Origin of the sequence: Ponticoccus litoralis, assembly GCF_039769985.1 — a bacterium.
GTDB lineage: Bacteria > Pseudomonadota > Alphaproteobacteria > Rhodobacterales > Rhodobacteraceae > Ponticoccus > Ponticoccus litoralis.
The window spans coordinates 1,265,023-1,285,147 of record NZ_JBDNCH010000002.1 but is presented as its reverse complement, the minus strand read 5'-3'; the positions used below and the strand labels follow the sequence as shown (position 1 = coordinate 1,285,147).

The following is a 20,125-nucleotide window of genomic DNA, read 5'->3' as shown; positions in this document are numbered from 1 at the left end:
TGCCGGGACGGAACAAGTCCGCATGGACAACCGCCTAGACGACCGGGACATCGCCATTCTTGCCACGCTTTGCCGCGAGGGCCGCATCGCCAAGACCGAACTGGCGGCGCGGGTGAACCTGTCGCCGACGCCCTGCTGGGAACGGATGAAGCGGCTGGAAAAGGCCGGGCTGATCCGCGGCTACCGGGCCGAGATCGACCTCGAGGCGCTGGGGCCGCATGTGCAGGTCTTCGTCACCGTGGAACTGGAAAGCCACAGGGCCGAGAGCTTCCAGCTGTTCGAGCGCACGGTGGCGCGGATGCAGGCGGTGACCGGCTGCTGGGCCATCGGCGGCGGCTACGACTACCTGATGCAGGTGGTCACCGAAGATGTGGCCTCTTTTCAGGCGCTTATGGACGGCCTTCTGGAAAGCCGCGCCGGGGTGCGGCGCTATTACAGCTATATCGTCACCAAGCCGGTGAAGGATCTGCCGCCCGCCTTGGGGCTTCTGGGCTAGGCGGGCAGGCTCGCGGCGGCGCGCCGGTTTGCGCGCTGGGATGCCTCCGGCGTATTTGGGCAGAAAAAGACCGGGGTGCGGTCTGGTTGCGGGGTCGGTTCTCTTGCCGTGCCGGGTGTATTCCGGTCGGGCCGCCCTTTGGGTCGCTCAGGGTGAAATCGGGGCGCAGGCCGCCCTTTGGGTCGGGCAGGGCGCGTTCGGGGCGAAGACCGTTCTTCTGGTCGCACCGGGTGCACGCTGATCGTAGGTCATGCCTCTGATCGCGCCGGGCGCAGCGCTCGCCCTGCCTGCGCGGTCCGGCAGGCAGTTTCTCTGCCTTGGATGGCCGGAACAGAGGAATCCTCTGCCGCGTGACCTGCAAACAGGCAAAGCCTCTGCCCTGCCCGTGCGAACCATCCTTCGAAGAAGGAGATTTGCCATGAGTGACATGTCGAACGGACCAAAGCCACTGGATCGCCGATGCGGCGCTTGTGCAGCACGCGGGCGACTTTCCCGGACACGGGCGGCTTGCGGTGCGCAACCCCGCCACCGGCGACGTGGTGGCGCAGGTCGCCATGAGCGATGCCACCGGCGCGCGAGAGGCCGTGGAGGCCGCGCACAAGGCCTTTGCCGGGTGGTCGGTGACGCTGCCGCAGCACCGCGCGGCCATCCTGCACCGCTGGCACGCGCTGATCGTCGAGGCCAAGGAAGACCTCGCCCGGATCATGGTGGCCGAGCAGGGCAAGCCAATCGGCGAGGCGCGCGGAGAGATCGATTATGCTGCCAGCTTCGTACAGTTCTACGCCGAAGAGGCGCTGCGCCCGAACATCGAGGGCGTGACCTCGCATCTTGCCGATGCGGAAATGGAGCTGTGGCGCGAACCGGTGGGCGTGGCCGCGCTGATCACGCCGTGGAATTTCCCCTGCGCCATGATCACCCGCAAGGCCGCCGCCGCGCTGGCGGCGGGCTGTTCCGTGGTCATCCACCCCTCGGTAGAGACGCCGCTCTCGGCGCTGGCGTTGTCGGTGCTGGCCCATCGCGCGGGCTTCCCCGAGGGCGTGATGTCCACCGTCATCGGCGATGCCGCGACCATCGTGGGCGAATGGACGGCGGATGCCCGCGTGCGCGCCCTGTCCTTCACCGGCTCGACCGAGGTCGGGCGGCTGCTCTATCGCCAGTCCGCCGACACCGTGAAGCGGCTGGTGCTGGAGCTTGGCGGCCACGCGCCCTTCATCGTCTTCCCTTCTGCGGATCTGGACCGCGCTGTGAGCGAAGCGGTGAAGGCCAAGTTCGCCACCTCGGGGCAGGACTGCCTTGGCGCGAACCGCTTCTACATCCACCGCGAGGTCTACGACGCCTTCTGCGAGAAGTTCACCCGCGCCGTCGAGGCGCTGAGCATGGGGGTGGGCGAGAACGACCCCGACATCGGCCCGCTGATCCACGAGCGCGCCGTGGCCAAGCAGGTCGAACAGGTCGCGGATGCCGTCGCCAAGGGCGCGAAGCTGCTGACCGGCGGCACGGTGGATGAGGGCCTCGGCCCGCTGTTCTTCCGCCCGACGGTGCTGGCCGATGTGCCCGACGAGGCCGCGATCATGTCCGAGGAAAACTTCGGCCCCGTCGCCCCGCTGACCCCCTTCGACACCGAGGAAGAGGTCATCGCGCGGGCCAATGCCACCGAATACGGCCTTGTGGCCTATGTCCACAGCCAGGACCCGCGCCGGATCTACCGCATGACCCGCGCGTTGCAGTTCGGCATGGTCGCGGTCAACCGCACCAAGGTCACCGGCGCACCGATCCCCTTTGGCGGGGTCAAGCAGTCGGGGCTGGGCCGCGAAGGCGCCCGTCAGGGGCTCGAGGCCTTCACCGATATCAAATACGTCTGCCGCGACTGGGGCTGAAAGGAGACTACATATGCTTAGAAACGACGACCAACTCGACCAGTGGGACCGCGAGAACTTCTTCCACCCCTCCACCCACCTTGCGCAATTCGCCCGGGGCGAGGCGCCCAGCCGCATCATCAAGGGCGGGCAGGGCTGCCATATCGAGGACCGTGACGGCACCCGCCTGCTGGATGCCTTCGCCGGTCTCTACTGCGTGAACGTGGGCTATGGCCGCCCCGAGATCGCCGAGGCCATCGCCGCGCAGGCGCGCGAGCTGGCCTATTACCACGCTTACGTGGGCCACGGCACCGAAGCCTCGATCACGCTGGCCAAGATGGTGCTGGACCGCGCGCCGGACCACATGTCGAAGGTCTACTTCGGCCTGTCGGGGTCGGACGCGAACGAGACCAACATCAAGCTGGTCTGGTACTACAACAACATCCGCGGGCTGCCGCAGAAGAAGAAGATCATCTCGCGCTGGCGCGGCTACCACGGTTCGGGCCTGATGACCGGCTCGCTGACCGGGCTGGAGCTGTTCCACAAGAAGTTCGACCTGCCGCTGGCGCAGGTGATCCACACCGAGGCGCCCTATTACTACCGCCGCCCCGATCTGGCGATGTCCGAGGCCGATTTCGTCGCGCATTGCGTGGCCGAGCTTGAGGCGCTGATCGAGCGCGAGGGCGCCGACACCATCGCCGCCTTCATCGGCGAGCCCGCGCTGGGCACCGGGGGCCTCGTTCCGCCGCCCGCGGGCTATTGGGCCGCCATTCAGGAGGTGCTGGCCAAGCACGACATCCTGCTGATCGCCGACGAGGTGGTGACGGGCTTCGGGCGGCTGGGCACCATGATGGGCTCGACCCACTACGGGCTGAAGCCGGACCTGATCACCATCGCAAAGGGTCTGACCTCGGCCTATGCGCCGCTGTCGGGGACCATCGTGTCGGACAAGATGTGGAAGGTTCTGGAGCAGGGCACCGATGAAAACGGCCCCATCGGCCATGGCTGGACCTACTCGGCCCACCCCATCGGCGCGGCGGCGGGTGTCGCGAACCTGCGGCTCATCGACGAGCTGAACCTCGTGCAGAACGCGGGCGAAACCGGGGCCTATTTCAAGGCCGCGCTGACCGACGCGCTGGGGGCACACCGCAACGTCGGCGAGGTGCGCGGCGAGGGCCTGCTCTGTGCCGTCGAACTGGTGCAGGAGCGCGAGGACCGCGTGTTCTTCGACGCCTCCGAGAAGGTCGGCGCGCGCATCGCGGCGGCGCTTCTCGACCGGGGCGTGATCGCGCGGGCGATGCCGCAGGGCGATATCCTCGGCTTTGCGCCGCCCTTCTGCCTGACCCGCGAAGAGGCCGACGAGATCGCCACCAAGACGGCGGCGGCGGTTGCCGAGGTGCTGGGCTAGGAAAGGCCGAATCCCAAAGGGGCAGGGCGGTATTGCTTCCGTCCTGCCCGACAGTCACGGCGCCTCTTGACGCCGGTCGCAGGATCATGTTGCACGGCAGCAGCCACCGCACAGACGGGGCAGAGGCAGGGGCGACATGGCACATATCATCGTCATCGGGAACGAGAAGGGCGGCGCGGGCAAATCCACCGTCTCGATGCATATCGCAACGGCGCTGGCCCGGCTGGGGCACCGCGTCGGCGCCATCGATCTTGACCTGCGCCAGAAGAGCCTTGCCCGCTATCTTGAAAACCGGCGCAAGCATCTGGATGAGGTCGGGGTCGACCTGCCCACGCCCAGCTACATGGACCTGCCCGAGATCGACGAGGCCAGCCTGCCGCCCGGCGAGGATCCCGTGGCCCACCGCCTGACGCAGGCCGTGGCGGCGCTGAAGCCGGTCTCGGATTTCATCATCATCGATTGCCCCGGCTCTCATACCCGGCTGGCAGAGGTGGCGCATTCGCTGGCGGATACGCTGGTGACGCCGCTGAACGACAGTTTCGTGGATTTCGACCTGCTGGCGCATATCGACAGCGACGGCGACCGGATCATCGGTCCCTCGGTCTATTCGGAAATGGTCTGGGCGGCCCGCCAGCAGCGCGCGCAGGCCGGGCTTCCGGCAATCGACTGGGTCGTGCTGCGCAACCGTCTGGGCGTGCAGCAGATGGTCAACAAGATGAAGATCGAACGCGCCATCGCGGCCCTGTCCAAGCGGATCGGGTTCCGCATCGCGCCGGGCTTTTCCGAGCGCGTGGTCTTCCGCGAGCTGTTCCCGCGCGGGCTGACCCTGCTGGACCTCAAGGACATCGGCGTGCGGCAGCTGAACATCTCGAACGTCGCGGCGCGGCAGGAATTGCGGGACCTTCTGAAGACGCTGAAGCTGCCCGGGGTCGAGGTGAAGTTCTAGACCGCTTCGCATGGGGCGCGACGGGCTTGCCGCACCGCCGGCCTTGCCGGGCCGCCGTGTCACGGGGCCTCGGGCGCAACCCGAAAGCCTGCAGGCCGCGCCCCGGTCGTCAGGACATCAGCCGCGCGCCGAAGCAGGCCTTCTGGACCGGCGGCACGCTGCCCGAGGGGGTGACCTCGAAGGGTTGCTGAAGCAGCACCTCGCCGTCCTTGACGATCTGGAAGAGCCGGGGCCCCTCGACCATCTCGAAGGCGTGCTCGAAGGTGAATAGGTTGATCGTGGTTTCCCCGCCGCTCATCACCGCCTGCCAGCGCTCGACGGTGATGCCGCTGTCGCCCATGGGCGGGTGGGTCACCACGATATCGACCATTCCCGGGACCGCCGTGCCGGGCAAGAGACCCGCCCGGACCCCGAAGCTGAGCCCGAGGTCGGCGGGGACGCGGGGCGTGGTCACGTCGATCTCGCGGTCCTGATCGACGATATTGAGGATGCCGGACAGCGTGTCCGGCGCCTCGCGCTGGCCCTGCAGTTCGACCTCACAGATCACGCCGAAGCCCAGCAGCTCGACCGGAGTGTTGGAGAAGGCGCCGGTGGCCGTCTCGGCGGCAAGGGCGCTGGCGGACAGCAGCAGGGCAAGCGTGGCGGTGCGGATCATGCATGTCTCCGGATCGGTCGCGGGTCCGGTGCAGGCTATCACGCGGCGGTCCGCCCGGGAACGCACGGCGGCGTGAGAGCGGCGGGCCGCCGATCCCGCTGCCGCATGTGAAGACGCCCCCGCGATGGCGAGGGCGTCAGGGTCGTCAGCGATGCCTGCGGGCTCAGCCGATGGCGGCGGCCTTCACGTCGTCGTCGATGTAGGGCACGTACTGGGCGAAGTTCTCGGCAAACATGCCCACCAGCTTTTCGGCCTGCGCGTCATAGGCGGCCTTGTCGTCCCATGTCTTGCGCGGGTCCAGCAGCAGTTCCGGCACGCCCTCGACCGAAACCGGGACTTCGAAGCCGAAGTTCGCGTCCTTGCGGAACTCTGCATCCGCCAGAGAGCCGTTCAGGGCCGCGTGCAGCAGGGCGCGGGTCGCCTTGATCGGCATGCGCGAGCCGGTGCCGTAGGCGCCGCCGGTCCAGCCGGTGTTGACCAGCCAGCAGGTCGCGCCGTGCTTGGCGATCTTTTCCTGCAGCAGCTTGCCGTAGGCTTCGGGGCGGCGCGGCATGAAGGGCGCGCCGAAGCAGGTCGAGAAGGTCGGCTGCGGCTCGGTCACGCCACGCTCGGTCCCGGCCACCTTGGCCGTGAAGCCCGACAGGAAGTGGTACATCGCCTGCGCCGGGGTCAGCCGCGCGATCGAGGGCAGGACGCCGAAGGCGTCGCAGGTCAGCATGATGATGTTCTTGGGGTGCCCGCCAAGCGCCGTCTTCGAGGCGTTCGAGATGTAGTGCAGCGGGTAGGCGCAGCGCATGTTCGCGGTCAGGCTGTCGTCCTCGAAATCCAGATCGAAGGTTTCGGGGTCGAAGACCATGTTCTCGATCACCGTGCCGAATTTCTCGGTGGTGGCGTAGATCTCGGGCTCTGCCTCGCGGCTGAGGTTGATGGTCTTGGCGTAGCAGCCGCCCTCGAAGTTGAAGGTGCCGCGATCCGACCAGCCGTGCTCGTCATCGCCGATCAGCACCCGGTCGGGGTCAGCCGAAAGCGTGGTCTTGCCGGTGCCGGACAGGCCGAAGAACACCGCGGTGTCGACCGGGTTGCCGGGGGCGTGGTTGGCAGAGCAGTGCATCGCCATGATGCCCTTGCCCGGCAGGATGTAGTTCAGCAGCGTGAACACGCCCTTCTTGTTCTCGCCCGCGTATTCGGTGTTGCCGATCAGGATCAGCTTTCGGTCGAAGTTCAGCGCGATCACCGTTTCGGACCGGCAGCCGTGCTTTTCCGGGTCGGCCTTGAAGGAGGGGCAGTTGATGATCGTGTAATCGGCGGTGAAGCTGTCCAGATCCTCGCGGTCGGGGCGGCGCAGCATGTGGCGGATGAAGAGGTTGTGCCAGGCCAGTTCCGTCACCACGCGCACGTCGATGGCGTTCTGCGGATCGGCGCCGCCGGTGAGGTCCTGCACGTAAAGGTCCTTGCCCTTCATGTGCGCGATCATGTCGTCGTAAAGCCGGTCGAAGGCGTCCGGGTCCATCGGCTGGTTGTTTTCCCACCAGATGGTGTCCTCGACCGAAGGCGTGCGGACCACGAATTTGTCCTGCGGCGAACGGTACCGGTGTATTTGCCGGTGGTGACGAGGAAGGCGCCGCCTTTGCCCAGCGTGCCTTCGCCGCGCTTCAGGGCGGCTTCGATCAGCGCGGGCTCCATGAGGTTGTAGTAGACATTGCCCAGCCCCTCGATCCCCTGATCCTCAAGCCGGAAGTTCGGGTTGACCCGTCCAGATGCCATCTGTCTTGCTCCTGTCGCACGCGTGATCACGCGTAATAAAACTGCGGCGCAGAGCCGCGCCGATGGCGGATGCTTTAACACGGGGGTTTTGGAATGGAACAGGACGCAATCGCGCGGTTAGCGTTATCAGGCAGGGTTTAGCGCAACCAAAATGCCGTTAGCGGAACCAATGGGCAGCCGCTGCAATGCATCGGAAACAGGTGAGGCTTTTTAGCCATTCCTTTGCGAAATTCGGGTCCGATGAGGGGCGCGGGCTGGCCCGATCTCGCACTTTTACATTGTCGGAAAGCGGGAAATCGCCGATAGTTCGGAAAAAATAAGGCAACCAGAGCAGTATAAGGACAAGTAGAATGTCTAAGATCGCCCTTGTGGACGATGACAGGAACATCCTGACATCGGTGTCGATGACTCTTGAGGCAGAAGGGTTTGAGGTCGAGACCTACAATGACGGACAGGCGGCGCTTGAAGCGTTCAACAAGAAGATGCCCGACATGGCCGTCTTCGACATCAAGATGCCGCGCATGGACGGCATGGACCTGCTGCAGCGCGTGCGCCAGAAATCCAAGATGCCGGTGATCTTCCTGACCTCCAAGGACGACGAGATCGACGAGGTTCTGGGCCTGCGCATGGGTGCCGACGACTACGTCAAGAAGCCCTTCAGCCAGCGCCTTCTGGTGGAACGCATCCGCGCCCTGCTGCGCCGGCAAGAGGCCGTGGCCGGCGAGGTCGTGGGCGACACCGAAGAGACCAAGCTGATGACCCGCGGCTCTCTGACCATGGACCCGCTGCGCCACGCGGTATCGTGGAAGGGCAAGGACGTGTCGCTGACCGTCACCGAATTCCTGCTGTTGCAGGCGCTGGCCCAGCGTCCCGGCTTCGTCAAGTCGCGCGATCAGCTGATGGACGTGGCCTATGACGATCAGGTCTACGTCGACGACCGCACCATCGACAGTCACATCAAGCGTCTGCGCAAGAAGATGCGCAGCGTCGATACCGATTTCTCGGCGATCGAGACATTGTACGGCATCGGCTACCGCTACAACGAAGAGTAGGTCATGGCCCTGGCCGAGCGGGTCCCGAACCAAGGCGAGGTGGATCGCCGCGATGCCGATGTTGTTCTGGGCGACGATTGGGTTGCCCCGGACAGCACGGTGGAACAAGAGCTGCGCGACAGCCGCGCGCGGCGCGGCGGCCTGTCGACGCTCAACCGCTCTCCGCTGACGCGCAAGATCATCACCTTCAACCTGATCGCCCTGAACGTTCTGGTGGCCGGGGTGCTTTGGCTGAACTCGTCACGCGACACGCTTGCTGTGCAGCGCATCAACGGGTTGCAGGCGCAGGTGGAGCTGATCGCCGACGTCTTCGAGGCCGGGCTGGAGGCTGCGCCGGACAGCGGCCCGGGCCGCGTCGGGGGGCCGGATATCGCCGCGACCGTCGCGGGGATCGAGCTGCGCCAGGGCGCACAGCTGCTGGTCTACGACAGTGCAGGTTTTCTCGTGGGCGAGGCCACGGGCGCTCTGGCACCCGCGATCCCCGCCGCGCCGGGGGACACCAAGCCCACCCTGATCACGGATTTCCTCGACACCGTCTGGCAGGGCGTGGCCGGCCTTTTCACCTATTACGCCGCCGAGCCCGAGCTGGTGCTCGAAGACAGGCTGCGCCGCCTGATCGAAGCGGGCGATCCCGCCGAGACCCGGGTCGAGACCGGCACCGGGCCGGAGGGCGAAACCCTGTTCCACGCGTTCAGCCCGATCCGGCAGGGCGACGTGATCCTCGGCACCGTGGCGCTGGTCTCTCCGGCGCGCGAGATCGACGCCGCCGTCAGCGCAGAGCGTGAGCGCGTGTTGCAGATGTTCGTGATCGCGACGCTGGTGTCCATCGGTCTCAGCCTCGTGCTGGCCTCGACCATCGCCAACCCGATCTCGGACCTTGCCGACGCCGCCGAAATCGGTCGCGACCGCAACCGCAAGCACAAGGGCGTGGGCCGCATCCGCATCCCCGACCTGACCGCGCGCCCCGACGAGATCGGCCGCCTGTCCGGCGCCCTGCGCGGCATGGTCGGCGCGCTTTACGACCGGATCGACAGCAACGAACAGTTCGCCGCCGACGTGGCGCATGAGATCAAGAACCCGCTTGCCTCGCTGCGCTCTGCCATCGGCAGCCTGCGCATCGTCAAGAAGGAAGAGCATCGCAACAAGCTGCTGGACGTGATCGAGCATGACGTGCGCCGCCTCGACCGGCTGGTCAGCGACATCTCCAACGCCTCGCGGCTGGATTCCGAGCTTGTGAAGGAAGACGAGCAGGAATTCGACCTGCTGGACATGCTGGGCAACCTCGGGGAATTCCTCGGGCAGGACGCCCGTTCCAAGGGGATCGAGTTCATCTCGGACCTGCCCAAGCGCCCGATCACCATCAACGGGCTGGAGCCGCGGCTGGCGCAGGTCTTCGTCAACCTGATCTCCAACGCCATTTCCTTCTGCGAGGACGGCGACGCGATCCGGGTCTGGGTGCGCAAGCGCGACAACCGCGTGCTGGTGGTGGTCGAGGATACCGGCCCCGGCATCCCCGAGGAATCGCTGGGCAAGATCTTCAAGCGCTTCTACACCTCGCGCCCCCAACAGGATTTCGGCAACAACTCGGGCCTCGGCCTGGCGATCTCCAAGCAGATCGTCGAGGCGCATGGCGGCGTGATCTGGGCCGAGAACATCCGCCCGACCGAAGCGGACGTGACCTCTGAACCTCTTGGCGCCCGCTTCGTGGTGGGCCTGCCGGTCTGATCCCGGTGTCGGAGGTTCTGCATGCCTCTGCGGTCGCGCTGCGCGGGCGCGGCCTGCTGATCTGCGGGGCCAGCGGCTCTGGCAAGTCGGGGCTGGCGCTCGAGCTGATGGCGCGCGGTGCGGCGCTGATCGCCGACGACCGGGTGATTGCCACGCGGCAGGGCGACACGGTCCGCCTGACCGCCCCCGAGGCGATTCGCGGCATGATAGAGGCGCGCGGCATCGGCCTGCTGAACGCGACCCCTGCGGGCGACACGGCCCTGGCCGCGATCCTCGATCTCGACACCCCGGAAACCGAACGTTTGCCGCCTTTCCGGACAAGGCGCCTGCTGGGGGTCGAATTCCCGTTGCTTCACAATCCCGCGTCCCCCTATTTGTCCGCAGCCCTGGTGCAATATCTTTGCCAGGGTCGGAGACTGTGAACATGGACCAGACCATCGCCAATACCAGCCGCATCGTGCTTGTCACCGGCCCTTCGGGGGCCGGACGCTCGTCCGCCATCAACGTGCTGGAGGATCAGGGGTTCGAGGCAATCGACAATATTCCCCTCAGCCTTATCCCGCGCCTGATCGAGGGCGACGGCGCGCAGCTGCGCCCGATGGCCCTGGGCATCGATGTGCGCAACCGCGACTTCAGCACCGAGGGGTTGCTGGAGCTGCGCAGGGTTCTGGCCGGGGATGCCGCGCGTTCCGTCGATCTGCTCTACCTCGATTGCAGCACAGAGGTGCTGGCGCGGCGCTACAGCGAGACCCGCCGCCGCCACCCGCTGGCCCCGGACGAGACGCCGACAGACGGCATCCTGCGCGAGAAGGCAATCCTGGAAGACCTGCGCGGGCGCGCCGACATCCTGATCGACACCTCGGAACTGTCGATCCACGACTTCAAGGCCGAGATGGAGGGTTGGTTCGCCCGCGCCGGCGCGCAGGGCATGGCCGTGTCCGTGCAGAGCTTTTCCTACAAGCGCGGGCTGCCGCAGGGCCTCGACATGGTCTTCGACTGCCGCTTCCTGTCGAACCCGCATTGGGTGCCAGAGCTGCGGCCCCATACCGGGCTCGAACCGGAGGTGGCGCAATACGTCGCCGCCGATCCGCGCTACAGCCCGTTTCTCGACAAGGTCCGCGATCTGTCGCTTCTGGTGCTGCCGGCCTGCGTCGAAGAGGGCAAGGCGCATTTCGCCATCGGCTTCGGCTGTACCGGCGGCAAGCACCGCTCTGTTGCACTTGCAGAAAACCCGGCCGATGCTCTTGCACAGGAAGGCTGGCGGGTGTCTATTCGGCACCGCGAGCTGGAGCGCCGCGGGCAACCCGCGGCAGGGCCGGCCAGCCATACCGGAAAGGCATCCGAGTGATCGGGATCGTTATCGTCGCGCATGGTGGCCTGGCCAGGGAATACCTGGCTGCAGTGCAGCATGTGGTGGGCGAACAGAAGGGCATGACCGCCATCGCCATCGAGGCCGACTGCGACCGCGACGGCAAGAAGGCAGAGATCGGCGCCGCCGCCAATGCCGTGGACCAGGGGCAGGGGGTCGTCATCGTGACCGACATGTTCGGCGGCTCTCCGTCCAACCTGTCGCTGGACGCCTGCCGCCACGCCGACCGCCGCATCCTCTACGGCGCGAACCTGCCGATGCTGATCAAGCTGGCCAAAAGCCGCCACCTGTCGGTGGGCGAGGCCGTGCGCGCGGCGCTCGAGGCGGGGCGGAAGTATATTGACGCGCAGAACGTCCCGGCGCATCCCTCCTGACATCGGGGCCTGCGCCCCGCCAAAGACCCAAGGAAGGCCTTCGCCATGACCTCACCCCTGCGCCGCGACATGAAGATCGTCAATGAGAAGGGCCTGCATGCCCGCGCCTCGGCCCGGCTGGTCGAAGTGGTAGAGGCATTTGACGCGACGGCAGAAGTCTGTCGCGACGGAATGTCCGCCAGTGGCGACAGCATTATGGGGCTTTTGATGTTGGCAGCCGCCAAAGGAACCACTATTGAGGTCCAGACCTCGGGACCGGATGCCGAGGCACTGGCGGATGCGGTCGAGGCGCTTGTGGCCAACCGCTTCGGAGAGGATCGCTAGGCCCGGCTGACGGATGCGGATGGGCCAGCCTTTGCACGGGATCGCAGAGAGACGCATGGTCGACAGCACCCGTGCAACGGGCCGCAAGGCCCAGTGCGCGCAGACCGGCGGCCCCCGCGCCCTACGACAAGCGCAAGATCAGCTACGCCAATACCTTCACCAATCCGTGGAAGGCCAATACCATCCGCGCGATGGAATGGGCGACGGGCAAGATCCCCTTGCTGCGCATGGTGCGCCGGTTCGAACGCATCGGCCCGGCTCGAGGGTCAGGCCTTCTGGCGGCAGGCGCTGAGCATCATGCGGATCGGGCTGAACACCCCGGCGGACCAGATTGCCCGCATCCCGAAGACGGGGCCGGTGATCGTCGTGGCCAACCACCCGCACGGGCTGGTGGACGGCATGGTGCTCGCCGATCTGATCGGTCGCGTGCGCGAGGACTACAAGATCCTGACCCGGTCGCTGCTGACCGGCGTCAAGGAGATCGAGCCCTTCATGATCCCGGTGCCCTTCCCGCACGAAGAGAACGCCAAGGAACAAAGCCTGGACATGCGCGCCCGCGCCATGGATCACCTCGCCGGCGGCGGCGTGATCGTGCTCTTCCCATCGGGGGTGGTCGCCTCGTCCGAAACATGGTTCGGCCCGGCGGTCGAGGCCGGCTGGAACCCCTTCACGGCGCGGATGATCCAGCGCTCGGGGGCGACCGTTGTGCCGGTCTTCTTCCCGGGCCAGAACTCGCGCGCCTACCAGATCGCCAACAAGGTTTCTCCGACGATCCGGCAGGGGCTGCTGATCCACGAGGTCGTGCACGCCTGCGGCAGGGACCAGAAGCCGGTCGTGGGCCAGCCGATCTCCCCGGCAGAGGTCAGGGCCTTCACCGGCGGCACCCGCGATTTCGTGCAATGGCTGCGCGATCGGGTGCTGTCGCTGCGCGAAGACTGAACCGGCGCCGCCACCCGCGCCGGCGCCCCTGTTTCTTCTTGGTCCAAATACCCTCGGGGTTTGGGGCAGAGCCCCAAGACCGCGAGACCGTCAGGCCGAAACCACGCCATGGGGCGCGTTTCGGGGGCGCATCGACGCTCCCGCCAGATCTCAGCGCGTCGGCACCGGGCTGTCGCCGCGATAGTCGTAGAAACCGCGCTTGGTCTTGCGGCCCAGCCAGCCCGCCTCGACGTATTTCGTCAGCAGCGGGCAGGGGCGGTACTTGGTGTCCGCCAGCCCGTCGTGCAGCACGTTCATGATCGCAAGGCAGGTGTCCAGCCCGATGAAATCCGCCAGTTCCAGCGGCCCCATGGGATGGTTGGCGCCCAGTTTCATCGCCATGTCGATCGACCGCACGTTGCCGACGCCTTCGTACAGCGTGTAGCAGGCTTCGTTGATCATCGGGATCAGGATGCGGTTGACGATGAAGGCGGGGAAATCCTCGGCGCTGGCGGCGGTCTTGCCAAGGGTCTCGACGACGTTCAGGCAGGCCTCGTAGGTCTCCTGGTCCGTGGCGATGCCGCGGATCAGTTCCACCAGCTGCATCAGCGGCACCGGGTTCATGAAATGGAAGCCCATGAAGCGCTCGGGCCGGTCGGTCCGGCTGGCCAGCCGGGTGATCGAGATCGACGAGGTGTTCGAGGTCAGGATCGTGTTCTCGGCCAGTTCCGGCACCAGTGCCTCGAAGATCTTGTGCTTGACCTCCTCGCGCTCGGTCGCGGCCTCGATCACCAGGTCGGTCTTGGCGACCTGCGACAGTTCCAGCGTCGTCCGGATGCGGTCGAGCGCCGCGTCGCGCTCCTCGGCGGTGATCGCCTCGCGGCTGACCTGCCGGTCCATGTTCTTGCGGATCAGGGCAGAGGCCTTGTCCAGCGCCTCCTGGCTGATGTCATTGAGGCGGACGTCGTACCCGGCCAGAGCCATGACGTGGGCAATGCCGTTGCCCATCTGCCCGGCGCCCACGACGCCGACCGACTTGATTTCCATGTCCGTTCCCTTCTGCCCGTCCGGGGCACAACATAGGGCCGCTGTCCGGGCATTCGCAAGGGCAGGCCGGAACAGTTCGACAGGCATTGTCGCATTAGCGATTTGGCAAGGGGATTTTGTGATTCTCCCCCTCGGGTGAAAAGGGGGTGGACGCAATGTCCGTACAGGATGGGGGCCAGGGCGCCCTTGAATATCATCCGTGCCGCTACGGCACGTCGCGGATCCTGTTCCGGGGGCCGCGCAGGCTGCTGGACGGTGCCTACGTGGCCTTCCTCGGCGCGACGGAAACCTACGCGTACTTCGTGGAACAGCCGTTTCCGGCGCTGCTGGAGGACCGGCTGTCGGTTTCCTGCGTGAACTTCGGCGTGGTGAACGCCGGGGTCGACCTGTATCTCAACGATCCGGCTGTCATGGATCTTGTGGCCGGGGCCCGCGTCAAGGTCGTTCAGGTCATGGGCGCGCAGACTCTGTCCAACCGCTTCTATGCCGTGCATCCCCGGCGGAACGACCGCTTCCTGCGGGCCTCGGACCGCCTCGGGGCACTCTACCCCGAGGTGGATTTCACCGAGTTCCACTTCGTCCGGCACATGCTTGGCCGGTTGCAGGCGATCTCGGCAGGGCGTTTCGCGGCGGTGACCGACGAATTGCGCATGGCCTGGATTGCCCGGATGAAACATGTGCTGACGCAGATCCGCGGTCGGGTCGTGCTGTTCTGGTTTGCCGATCATGCGGTTCCGGCAGGGATCACCGGCCCGGCGGCGCGCGATCCGCTTTTCGTGACGCGCGACATGATCGAGACGCTGCGCCCCCGGGTGCAGGCGGTGGTCGAGGTGGTGGCGTCGGACCGGGCGGTGGCAGAGGGCACGCGGGGCATGGTCTTCAGCGATTTCGAGGCCTGCGCGGCGGCGGAACTGCTGGGCCCGGCGGCGCATCTCGAGGCGGCGCAGGCGCTGGAAGACGTGTTGATGCCCCTCGTCTGGGATTGAGCCGCCCGGGCCCTGTCCCGGGAAGGCTGCCCGGCCTTCGAGGCAGGGCCGGGGGCGGGGGCAGGGTGGCCCGCCGCCGGGCATCGCGCCATTCCGGGCTTTTCGGCGGCGCGGTGCGGGGCTATGCCCCTCTGCGCAACCACAGAGGTCTTCGGCGCATGCTGGAACTGACGATCACGGGGGCGCGGGTGCTGCGCCCGGGCGGCTGGGACTCCGGCGCGCTGGCCATGGCCGGGGGGCAGCTGCAGGCCGACCCGGTTGGCCGCCGCGTCGATCTGTCGGGCTACGACGTGTTGCCCGGTATCGTGGACCCGCATGGCGACGGGTTCGAGCGCCACATGGCGCCGCGCCGGGGCGCGCTGCGCGAGCGGGACAGCGGCATGGTCGCCTGCGCGGCGGAGCTGGCGGTCAGCGGGATCACCACCGCCGTGCTGGCGCAGTTCTGGTCCTGGGAGGGCGGCATGCGCGGCCCCGACTTCGCGGCAGAGGTCTTTGCCGCCGTGGATGCGGTGGCCCCCTCGGTGCCCATCGACCTGCGCCTGCAACTGCGCCTGGAAAGCTACTTCGTCGAGAGTTTCCCGCAGGCCCTGGCGGCGGTGGAGCGGTTCGGCATCGGCTATGTCGTGTTCAACGATCACCTGCCGCACGCCCGCCTCGCCGAGGGGCGGACACCCCGGCGCCTGACCGGGCAGGCGCTGAAATCCGGTCGCAGCCCCGAGGCGCATCTGGCCCTGATGCAGCGCCTGCATGCCGAGGGCGCAGGGGTTCCGGGGGCGCTGGATGCGGTCTGCGCGGCGCTGGCGGCGCGGGATGTGCGCATGGGCAGCCACGACGACCGCGACGGCGCCATGCGCGCCGACTGGCGGGCGCGCGGTGTGACGATCTCGGAGTTCCCCGAGACCCTCGAGGCCGCCGAGGCCGCGAAGGCGGCGGGCGAGCCGGTGATCCTTGGCGCCCCCAATGTGGTGCGCGGGGCCAGCCACGCGGGCAATGTCTCTGCCCTGTCGCTGGTCGAGGCGGGGCTGTGCGACGCGCTGGCCTCGGACTACCACTACCCCTCGCCCGCGCGGGCGGCCTGGCGCTGTGTCGAACTGGGGGTGCTGGACGCGGCGGATGCCTGGGCGCTGGTCTCTGACGGTCCGGCGCGCCTGCTGGGCCTGACCGACCGGGGACGGCTGGACAGCGGGCTGCGCGCGGATCTCGTGGTGGTGGAGCGTGAGACGCGCCGCATCGTGGCGAGTTTCGCGGGCGGGCAGGTGGCCTGGATGAGCGGCGCGGTGGCGGAACGGTTCTTCTGACCCTCCCTGCCGGGGCGCCCTGCGCGCAGGGTGGTCTGCGTTCAGGCCACGCAGGCCCCGGGGGAGGGATCTCCCCGGCCCCCTCCGCCGTCAGCCGCGCGTGATGCGGTTGACGTGACCCATCTTGCGGCCGGGTCGGACATCGGCCTTGCCATAAAGGTGCAGCGCGCAATCCGGGGTCTTGGCCAGCTCGGGCAGGCGGTCCATGTCGTCGCCGATCAGGTTCTCCATCACCACGTCGGCGTGGCGCTTGCCGTCGCCCAGGGCCAGCCCGCCACCGCGCGGATATGCTGTTCGAACTGGTCGACGGCGCAGCCGTTCTGCGTCCAGTGGCCCGAGTTGTGGACGCGCGGCGCGATCTCGTTCACGATCAGCCCCTGCGGCGTGACGAAGAACTCGACCCCCAGAACGCCCACGTAATCCAGCGCGTTCAGCACCTTGGCGGCGGCCAGAACCGCGTCGGTCAGCAGCCGCTGCGGCACCTTGGCGGGCACCGTGGTGGTGCGCAGGATGCCCTCGCGGTGGACGTTCTGGCCCGGATCGAAAGCCGCGACCTCACCCGAGGTGCCGCGGGCCGCGATCACGCTGATCTCGCAGGAGAAGTCGACGAAGCCTTCCAGAACGGCGGGGGCACCGGCCAGGGCCTCCAGCGCCCCGGCGGCGTCCGAGGGCGCCTTCAGCCGCGCCTGCCCCTTGCCGTCATAGCCGAAGCGGCGGGTCTTCAGGATCGAGGGTGTGCCGATGGTTTCCAGCGCGGTCTCCAGCGCCGCGGCGTCGGGGATGTCGGCGAAGGGCGCCACGGTCAGCCCCTGATCCGTGAGGAAGGTCTTTTCGGTCAGCCGGTCCTGGCTGATCCGCAGCGCCTCGCGGTTGGGATGGATCGGGCGCAGCGCCTCGAGCACGTCCAGCGCCGAGGTCGGGATGTTCTCGAACTCGTAGGTGATCACGTCCACGGTTTCGGCAAAGGCGCGCAGGGCGGCCTCGTTCTCATAGGGCGCGGTTGTCACGCGGTCGGCGACATGGCCGGCGGGCGGGTTGGCGCCGGGCTCGAAGACATGGGTGCGAAAGCCGAGGCGGCTGGCGGCCACGGACAACATGCGGGCAAGCTGGCCGCCGCCAAGGATGCCGATCACGGCGCCGGTGGGCAGGGGAGTGGTCATTGGAAGGCCTCAGTCGGTCGGGGCGTCGGGGATGGAGGCGGAAAGCGCGGCGCGCCAGTCGTCCAGCCGCTGCGCCAGCGCCGGGTCGTTCAGGGCGAGGATTCCGGCGGCCATGAGGCCCGCGTTCTTCGCGCCCGCCGCGCCGATGGCCATGGTGGCGACGGGAAAGCCGCGCGGCATCTGAAGGATGGAATACAGACTGTCGACGCCGCTCAGGGCCTTGGTCTGGACCGGCACGCCGATCACCGGCACGCGGGTCTTCGACGCCATCATGCCCGGCAGGTGCGCCGCCCCTCCGGCGCCCGCGATGATGACCTGAAGGCCCCGGTCCACGGCGGTCTTGCCGTAGTCCCACAGCCGGTCCGGCGTGCGGTGGGCCGAGACGATCTTTGCCTCGTAGGGCACGCCCAGCTCGTCCAGAACCTCTGCCGCTTCCTTCATGGTGGGCCAGTCTGACTGACTGCCCATGATGATGCCCGTCCTGACCGTCATCGCGTCCCCCGGCTGTTTCAAGGCCTTTGTTTATAGGGGCTCTGCGCCCAAGCGCAACGGGGCCTCAGGCGATGATGTCGGGCAGCAGCCGGTCCTCGATCAGCGCGATGCGGTCCTTCAGCGCCAGCTTCTTCTTCTTCAGGCGCTGAAGCGTGATCTGATCCGCCGTGCCGGTGCCCTGCATGGCGCGGATGGCCTCGTCGAGATCGCGGTGTTCGCGCTTGAAGACCTCAAGCTCGACCCGGAGAACCTCGTCGGTTTTCATGGAGATATCCGAGGGCGCGTTCATGCTGGTTTCCATGGCAAGGAGTGGCGAGCTACAGGATAGCCAAATCCGATGCTTCGCGCAAAGGCTCTTGCACGGGCTTCGTCGCGCTCCCATATTTCAGGTGTCCGGGTCGCCGCACGGGGCCCGGGCAAGACGGTCGCTTGTTGAAGGACGTGTCGATGACCAAACTGACCCTGGGATCCTATCCCCATATGCTCGGCTTCGAACAGCTCGAGCGCCTGCTGGAACGAACCGCCAAGTCGAGCGAAGGCTATCCGCCGTTCAATATCGAGCAGACCTCCGAGCAATCCTATCGCATCACGCTGGCCGTTGCCGGTTTCTCCGAGGGCGATCTCTCGATCACCGTGGAAGACCGTCAGCTGGTGATCCGCGGACGCCAGCGCGATGACGGCGCCGAGCGGGTTTTCCTGCACCGCGGCATCGCGGCGCGGCAATTCCAGCGGAGCTTTGTGCTGGCCGACGGCGTTGAAGTCGGAGAGGCGGCCCTGGAAAACGGGTTGCTGCACGTGGATTTGACCATGAGCCGACCGGAGACGGTGGTTCAGACGATCAAGATCAAGAAGGGGTGATGCCATGCATACCAAGTATGATTTCGGACAGTTCGAGCAGGGCCAGGTGGTCTATGTCCGCGCCGTGAAGGCGCAGGACCTGCCGGAAGACGTGCGCTCCCAGATCGGCCCGCGCGACACGCTTTATGCGGTGCACCGCTCTGACGGCGAACGTCTGGCGCTGGTCAAGGACCGCTCGCTGGCCTTCGTGCTGGCGCGACAGAACGATTTTGCGCCGGTGACGGTGCACTAGGATCGCGGCGCGGAGAGGGTGTCTTTCCGCGCTGTCTGCGCGATCCGGGCAGCAGGCCCATCCTTGACAACAAGACATTGGCTTCTGTCGCGGTCAGGCTGCGGCAGAAGGATTTTTCCCTTGGCGCCGAGCGCGTGGCAGCCATCAGGCCGCGCCATGCGGAGGGCGGCATAGACGCCTTGCCCATCGGGCCGGGAAGGAAGCTCTCGCACCACAGCCCCGGGGTGCGCAGCACAGAGTGGCGGCGCGTCTTCAGGTGAACATAGGTGATGCGGTCCAGCGGCTGGCGGGAAACCCCGGGCAGGCCAAGCAGGTGCCGGGCGGCCACCAGTACCCGGCGTGACCCGAAGACAAGGCTGGCCTCGGGGCTGGCGATCATGACCCGATGCTGCGGCGAGAGCCGGATCGGCACCGTCAGGCCCAGCACCCCTGCATCCAGCACGATCGGCGCCGAGGCCTCGTCCAGCGCGGGGCCGGTCATGCGCGCGGTCCATGTCAGTGGCTCGAACCGGCGCCCTGCCGCCATCACGGGGTCGCCGCCCCGCAGCCGGTCCGCCCGTCGCCACCCGCCGGGCGTCAGGATCGGCGTTTCTGCGGCAAAGCAGAGCATCCCGTCCATGGAGGTCAGGTGGGCGCCGCTGTATTCGGTGGGAAAGAAGCTGCCGAGGCGCGCGCCGGTGATGTCTGCGGGGGACCAGCCCGGCTGGATGTCCGCATCGTGAATGCGCACGGCCCAGCTGCCGGTGGCGGTGACCGTGACCACAAGGCGCAGGGTTTCCGTGACCCCGTTCGCGGCAATGGTAGAGTTCTCGTAGACCGCGAATTCATGGGCCTTCGAGAGGGTTCCGTCGATGACGATCCCCTCCCCCGGGCGGGGTGGGACCAGTCGTCGAGGTCGCTGTCATGGACGATCCCGTCACCGTCGAGGTCGCGCAGGGCATATTCGGTATAGGCATCCGTCGTGATGGCGGTGCCATTCAGCCCGGATCCCAGATTGTCCTGCTTCAGCAGGCTGAACCCCGGCAGCCTGCCGGGCTGCAACCAGCCCCATGTTTGCGTGTCTGCCATGTGCCGCCCCTCGGGATTGGCATAGGCGGCAAACCTGAAGAAATGCTGAACGAAAAAGGGCCGGGAAGATCCCTCCCGGCCCTGTCCGTCACTTGAA

General features: G+C 67.1%; 20 protein-coding genes and 3 pseudogenes. 16 read left to right on the top strand and 7 right to left on the bottom strand.

Going from position 1 to position 20,125, the window contains the following annotated elements; all coding sequences use genetic code 11:
* The first annotated feature begins 22 nt into the window (after window positions 1–22).
* From ABFB10_RS07390 to ABFB10_RS07375, 4 genes are all read left to right on the top strand, one after another.
* Window positions 23–496, top strand: coding sequence for an Lrp/AsnC family transcriptional regulator (locus tag ABFB10_RS07390; RefSeq protein ID WP_347166021.1), 474 nt, complete (start codon window positions 23–25; stop codon window positions 494–496).
* A 452-nt stretch (window positions 497–948) separates the two neighbouring features.
* The gene (locus ABFB10_RS07385) at window positions 949–2,373 is read left to right on the top strand and encodes an NAD-dependent succinate-semialdehyde dehydrogenase (protein ID WP_347167961.1); all 1,425 of its coding nucleotides are present in this window, start codon (window positions 949–951) and stop codon (window positions 2,371–2,373) included.
* Window positions 2,374–2,386: 13 nt separating this feature from the next.
* Complete coding sequence (locus ABFB10_RS07380) at window positions 2,387–3,760, top strand: aspartate aminotransferase family protein (RefSeq protein WP_347166020.1); 1,374 nt, start codon at window positions 2,387–2,389, stop codon at window positions 3,758–3,760.
* Window positions 3,761–3,896: 136 nt separating this feature from the next.
* Window positions 3,897–4,706: a division plane positioning ATPase MipZ gene (locus ABFB10_RS07375; protein WP_347166019.1), complete on the top strand. Its 810-nt coding sequence runs from the start codon at window positions 3,897–3,899 to the stop codon at window positions 4,704–4,706.
* A 109-nt stretch (window positions 4,707–4,815) separates the two neighbouring features.
* On the opposite strand, the gene ABFB10_RS07370 is transcribed toward ABFB10_RS07375, so the two are convergent.
* Window positions 4,816–5,361 (bottom strand): DUF3859 domain-containing protein, encoded by a 546-nt coding sequence (locus tag ABFB10_RS07370; RefSeq protein ID WP_347166018.1) that lies wholly within the window; start codon window positions 5,359–5,361, stop codon window positions 4,816–4,818.
* Window positions 5,362–5,524: 163 nt separating this feature from the next.
* Window positions 5,525–7,125 (bottom strand): annotated as a pseudogene (locus tag ABFB10_RS07365) (phosphoenolpyruvate carboxykinase).
* A 350-nt stretch (window positions 7,126–7,475) separates the two neighbouring features.
* On the opposite strand from ABFB10_RS07365, the gene ABFB10_RS07360 reads away from it, so the two are divergent.
* From ABFB10_RS07360 to ABFB10_RS07330, 7 genes and pseudogenes are all read left to right on the top strand, one after another.
* Window positions 7,476–8,177, top strand: a complete 702-nt coding sequence (locus ABFB10_RS07360; protein ID WP_347166017.1) for a response regulator transcription factor — start codon at window positions 7,476–7,478, stop codon at window positions 8,175–8,177.
* A 3-nt stretch (window positions 8,178–8,180) separates the two neighbouring features.
* Window positions 8,181–9,902, top strand: coding sequence for an ATP-binding protein (locus ABFB10_RS07355; RefSeq protein WP_347166016.1), 1,722 nt, complete (start codon window positions 8,181–8,183; stop codon window positions 9,900–9,902).
* Window positions 9,903–9,907: 5 nt separating this feature from the next.
* The gene (locus ABFB10_RS07350) at window positions 9,908–10,324 is read left to right on the top strand and encodes an HPr kinase/phosphorylase (RefSeq protein ID WP_347166015.1); all 417 of its coding nucleotides are present in this window, start codon (window positions 9,908–9,910) and stop codon (window positions 10,322–10,324) included.
* Window positions 10,325–10,326: 2 nt separating this feature from the next.
* Window positions 10,327–11,250 carry an RNase adapter RapZ gene (gene rapZ, locus ABFB10_RS07345; protein ID WP_347166014.1) on the top strand — a complete coding sequence of 308 codons (924 nt, stop codon included), beginning with the start codon at window positions 10,327–10,329 and terminating at the stop codon, window positions 11,248–11,250.
* Window positions 11,247–11,645, top strand: coding sequence for a PTS sugar transporter subunit IIA (locus ABFB10_RS07340; protein ID WP_347166013.1), 399 nt, complete (start codon window positions 11,247–11,249; stop codon window positions 11,643–11,645). Before rapZ ends, ABFB10_RS07340 begins: the two co-directional genes overlap by 4 nt.
* A 45-nt stretch (window positions 11,646–11,690) precedes the next feature.
* Window positions 11,691–11,969, top strand: a complete 279-nt coding sequence (locus ABFB10_RS07335; RefSeq protein WP_347166012.1) for an HPr family phosphocarrier protein — start codon at window positions 11,691–11,693, stop codon at window positions 11,967–11,969.
* Between the two features lie 191 nt (window positions 11,970–12,160).
* A pseudogene (locus ABFB10_RS07330) lies at window positions 12,161–12,908 on the top strand (lysophospholipid acyltransferase family protein).
* Between the two features lie 150 nt (window positions 12,909–13,058).
* Here the strand turns inward: ABFB10_RS07330 and ABFB10_RS07325 are convergent.
* On the bottom strand, window positions 13,059–13,934 hold the full coding sequence (locus tag ABFB10_RS07325) for a 3-hydroxybutyryl-CoA dehydrogenase (RefSeq protein WP_347166011.1): 876 nt from the start codon (window positions 13,932–13,934) through the stop codon (window positions 13,059–13,061).
* A 155-nt stretch (window positions 13,935–14,089) separates the two neighbouring features.
* Here ABFB10_RS07325 and ABFB10_RS07320 point away from each other — a divergent pair, with 155 nt between their 5' ends.
* The gene (locus tag ABFB10_RS07320) at window positions 14,090–14,920 is read left to right on the top strand and encodes a DUF6473 family protein (protein ID WP_347166010.1); all 831 of its coding nucleotides are present in this window, start codon (window positions 14,090–14,092) and stop codon (window positions 14,918–14,920) included.
* Between the two features lie 158 nt (window positions 14,921–15,078).
* The gene (locus tag ABFB10_RS07315) at window positions 15,079–16,218 is read left to right on the top strand and encodes an alpha-D-ribose 1-methylphosphonate 5-triphosphate diphosphatase (RefSeq protein ID WP_347166009.1); all 1,140 of its coding nucleotides are present in this window, start codon (window positions 15,079–15,081) and stop codon (window positions 16,216–16,218) included.
* Window positions 16,219–16,308: 90 nt separating this feature from the next.
* Here the strand turns inward: ABFB10_RS07315 and ABFB10_RS07310 are convergent.
* The 3 genes and pseudogenes from ABFB10_RS07310 to ABFB10_RS07300 all read right to left on the bottom strand — a co-directional run bounded on the left by ABFB10_RS07310 (window position 16,309) and on the right by ABFB10_RS07300 (window position 18,159).
* Window positions 16,309–17,378: pseudogene (locus ABFB10_RS07310) on the bottom strand (5-(carboxyamino)imidazole ribonucleotide synthase).
* 9 nt (window positions 17,379–17,387) lie between these two features.
* Window positions 17,388–17,870, bottom strand: coding sequence for a 5-(carboxyamino)imidazole ribonucleotide mutase (purE, locus tag ABFB10_RS07305; protein WP_206566509.1), 483 nt, complete (start codon window positions 17,868–17,870; stop codon window positions 17,388–17,390).
* Between the two features lie 64 nt (window positions 17,871–17,934).
* The gene (locus ABFB10_RS07300; RefSeq protein WP_347166008.1) at window positions 17,935–18,159 is read right to left on the bottom strand and encodes a YdcH family protein; all 225 of its coding nucleotides are present in this window, start codon (window positions 18,157–18,159) and stop codon (window positions 17,935–17,937) included.
* Between the two features lie 158 nt (window positions 18,160–18,317).
* Here ABFB10_RS07300 and ABFB10_RS07295 point away from each other — a divergent pair, with 158 nt between their 5' ends.
* Entirely contained in the window at window positions 18,318–18,728 is a 411-nt protein-coding gene (locus tag ABFB10_RS07295) for an Hsp20 family protein (RefSeq protein ID WP_023851941.1), read from the top strand.
* Between the two features lie 4 nt (window positions 18,729–18,732).
* On the top strand, window positions 18,733–18,960 hold the full coding sequence (locus ABFB10_RS07290; protein WP_347166007.1) for a DUF1150 family protein: 228 nt from the start codon (window positions 18,733–18,735) through the stop codon (window positions 18,958–18,960).
* On the opposite strand, the gene ABFB10_RS07285 is transcribed toward ABFB10_RS07290, so the two are convergent.
* Window positions 18,893–19,723 carry a Hint domain-containing protein gene (locus ABFB10_RS07285; RefSeq protein ID WP_347166006.1) on the bottom strand — a complete coding sequence of 277 codons (831 nt, stop codon included), beginning with the start codon at window positions 19,721–19,723 and terminating at the stop codon, window positions 18,893–18,895. The genes ABFB10_RS07290 and ABFB10_RS07285 overlap by 68 nt on opposite strands.
* Before the next feature lie 140 nt (window positions 19,724–19,863).
* Here ABFB10_RS07285 and ABFB10_RS07280 point away from each other — a divergent pair, with 140 nt between their 5' ends.
* Complete coding sequence (locus ABFB10_RS07280) at window positions 19,864–20,124, top strand: hypothetical protein (protein ID WP_347166005.1); 261 nt, start codon at window positions 19,864–19,866, stop codon at window positions 20,122–20,124.
* Window position 20,125: the final 1 nt, after the last annotated feature.

Bases quoted from the DNA above. Each gene is read 5' to 3' on its own strand.
- purE (WP_206566509.1), bottom strand. From the start codon at position 17,870: ATGACGGTCAGGACGGGCATCATCATGGGCAGTCAGTCAGACTGGCCC.
- ABFB10_RS07335 (WP_347166012.1), top strand. From the start codon at position 11,691: ATGACCTCACCCCTGCGCCGCGACATGAAGATCGTCAATGAGAAGGGC.
- ABFB10_RS07320 (WP_347166010.1), top strand. From the start codon at position 14,090: ATGTCCGTACAGGATGGGGGCCAGGGCGCCCTTGAATATCATCCGTGC.
- rapZ (WP_347166014.1), top strand. From the start codon at position 10,327: ATGGACCAGACCATCGCCAATACCAGCCGCATCGTGCTTGTCACCGGC.
- ABFB10_RS07360 (WP_347166017.1), top strand. From the start codon at position 7,476: ATGTCTAAGATCGCCCTTGTGGACGATGACAGGAACATCCTGACATCG.
- ABFB10_RS07390 (WP_347166021.1), top strand. From the start codon at position 23: ATGGACAACCGCCTAGACGACCGGGACATCGCCATTCTTGCCACGCTT.
- ABFB10_RS07295 (WP_023851941.1), top strand. From the start codon at position 18,318: ATGACCAAACTGACCCTGGGATCCTATCCCCATATGCTCGGCTTCGAA.
- ABFB10_RS07280 (WP_347166005.1), top strand. From the start codon at position 19,864: ATGGACGATCCCGTCACCGTCGAGGTCGCGCAGGGCATATTCGGTATA.
- ABFB10_RS07290 (WP_347166007.1), top strand. From the start codon at position 18,733: ATGCATACCAAGTATGATTTCGGACAGTTCGAGCAGGGCCAGGTGGTC.
- ABFB10_RS07375 (WP_347166019.1), top strand. From the start codon at position 3,897: ATGGCACATATCATCGTCATCGGGAACGAGAAGGGCGGCGCGGGCAAA.
- ABFB10_RS07380 (WP_347166020.1), top strand. From the start codon at position 2,387: ATGCTTAGAAACGACGACCAACTCGACCAGTGGGACCGCGAGAACTTC.
- ABFB10_RS07355 (WP_347166016.1), top strand. From the start codon at position 8,181: ATGGCCCTGGCCGAGCGGGTCCCGAACCAAGGCGAGGTGGATCGCCGC.
- ABFB10_RS07370 (WP_347166018.1), bottom strand. From the start codon at position 5,361: ATGATCCGCACCGCCACGCTTGCCCTGCTGCTGTCCGCCAGCGCCCTT.
- ABFB10_RS07300 (WP_347166008.1), bottom strand. From the start codon at position 18,159: ATGAACGCGCCCTCGGATATCTCCATGAAAACCGACGAGGTTCTCCGG.
- ABFB10_RS07315 (WP_347166009.1), top strand. From the start codon at position 15,079: ATGCTGGAACTGACGATCACGGGGGCGCGGGTGCTGCGCCCGGGCGGC.
- ABFB10_RS07325 (WP_347166011.1), bottom strand. From the start codon at position 13,934: ATGGAAATCAAGTCGGTCGGCGTCGTGGGCGCCGGGCAGATGGGCAAC.